The sequence below is a fragment of the Streptomyces sp. NPDC059866 genome (assembly GCF_042731325.1).
Classification (GTDB): domain Bacteria; phylum Actinomycetota; class Actinomycetes; order Streptomycetales; family Streptomycetaceae; genus Streptomyces; species Streptomyces flavusporus.
The window spans coordinates 1-1,756 of sequence record NZ_JBHWJT010000125.1 but is presented as its reverse complement, the minus strand read 5'-3'; the positions used below and the strand labels follow the sequence as shown (position 1 = coordinate 1,756).

Annotated in this window: 3 protein-coding genes; all 3 read right to left on the bottom strand. The window is 69.0% G+C overall.

Features of this window, described 5'->3' with window-relative positions:
• Positions 1–132 precede the first annotated feature (132 nt).
• Entirely contained in the window at positions 133–375 is a 243-nt protein-coding gene (locus tag ACFV7R_RS47010) for a hypothetical protein (protein ID WP_385276953.1), read from the bottom strand.
• Positions 376–893: 518 nt separating this feature from the next.
• Positions 894–1,154, bottom strand: a complete 261-nt coding sequence (locus tag ACFV7R_RS47005; RefSeq protein ID WP_385276950.1) for a hypothetical protein — start codon at positions 1,152–1,154, stop codon at positions 894–896.
• Between the two features lie 19 nt (positions 1,155–1,173).
• Complete coding sequence (locus ACFV7R_RS47000; RefSeq protein WP_385276947.1) at positions 1,174–1,671, bottom strand: DUF3592 domain-containing protein; 498 nt, start codon at positions 1,669–1,671, stop codon at positions 1,174–1,176.
• Positions 1,672–1,756 lie beyond the last annotated feature (85 nt).

Genomic DNA, 1,756 nt, shown 5'->3' with positions numbered 1-1,756 from the left:
CACGGACCGTGGCCAGGAGCCACGCGCCCGGACAGGAAGACCCCAAGGAACGCGGGCGACCAGCGCACCCAAAACCGTTCGGGATGCGCGCAGTGTCGGGCAGTGGGTCCAAGACCCACTCCTGCTCACCGATTAGGAACGGTAGTAGTCGTTCGGGTCGGGGGCTTCCTGGTCGGCGAGGACCAGGCCGTGGGCGCTGTACTCGCTTCCGACGAACGTGGCGTGCTGGCCGCGCAGGTAACCCCAGTCCACGCCCAGCGGGTAGGTCGGGAGCCCGAGCGTGCAGTAGGGCGGGTTGTGCTGGTGATGGTCACCGATTCCGTCCCGGTACTCCAGCCCGCATTTCCAGCAACGGGTGTAGCCGGCGGTCTGCACACGCTCGTCCTCGCAGAGGTAGCAGTCGGCCCGGTGCTGGTCGTGCTCTGCATGCTCCTCGTAGGCCCGCTCGGTTGCGGCGTCGATGCGCGCCTCCTCAGCGGCTTCCGTGCAGTAGCAGCCATCGCACGTCGTGCAGACACCGCAGCCTCCACACAGGACCCGCAGGTGGTGCCCGCAGGCCGGGTTGACGTCGTTGAAGGGGTCGCCGCTCCAGGAGGAGACCCAGGGGCCGCCGTCCCGGGGAAGGTCTTCCTCGAGGTCTCCCGCGCGGCGAGCTGCTCACGCACAAGGGCGGTGTGCTTGGCCGGGGCGCCGTTTCGAGCGGCGGCCCGTGCCTTCTTCGAGGCGGTCGTCTGCTTCTTCGGCATTCGCGTACTCCAGACCCGGCGTTCTCCCACGCTTCCGCCGACCGCGTACATCGAGGCCAGGTGATGAACTGCGCGGGCCCCGAGAGACCTTGACCGACTGGGCCCCGGCGGCATGGGCGCGGGACGGCGGTGAACGGCGGTACGTGTCTAGTGCGGCGGCCCCTCCTCGGGCTGCTGGTCGCGGTGAAGAACGACGTGGACCGCGGCGCCGATGACGGCCGTAGGGGCGTAGCCGCCGACCGCGACCCTCCGCCGGGAGGCCGGATCGTCGGCCAGTACCCCGCCGCCCAACCGGGCGGCGCCGGCGAGCGCGTCGGAGATGCCTTCAATCGCCCCAAGGACGGCAGCCGGAGCACCGAGGGTGGAGGTCAGCAGTGATGGGATTGAAGTGCTCTCCTCCCTTCGCAAGCTCAGGAAGGAGAGCACTTCAATTTTCCGCCCGACTCACCCGTACGCAGCCCCACGTGCCTGTCACGACGATCAGCGCTGCCAGGCCGCCGATGACCCCTTTGTACGCGCCGGGGTCCAGGTCCGCTTCCGTGTCCTCGTCCTCCAACGGAGCAGCTGCGCCCTTGGGGTCGTACAGCACGCGCAGTTTGTCGCCTGGCTCAACCCTTTCCGGGTCGCAGCCGTCCGTCATCTGAGGTGAGATCTCCCGGCCGTCGCGGGTGCGGAGCGTGCACTCGTCGGACTTGCCGTTGTCGACGTCGACCACGACGGCCTCGGTCCACCGACCCCGCTTCTGCAGCCCCCGCTCGTCGCCGGCCTCTCGGGTGATGACCGCCAGCACGACCGCGGCAATGAGGGCAACGGTGAGCGCCCCGATGGCCAGTTTCGGCGTCTTCTTGTGAGTGACGTGGCGGAGCAAGACGCCGGGCACCAGGACGAGCGCCAGGGGTTGTGAACAGGTGGCGGTGGACGGCACTTGAGCGTGTTCTGGTACGCATGAGTGAGCCTCCGGGCGGCGGCAGGCCCACTCCCCGGCGGGGAACGAGAGTTCTTGCGTCGAA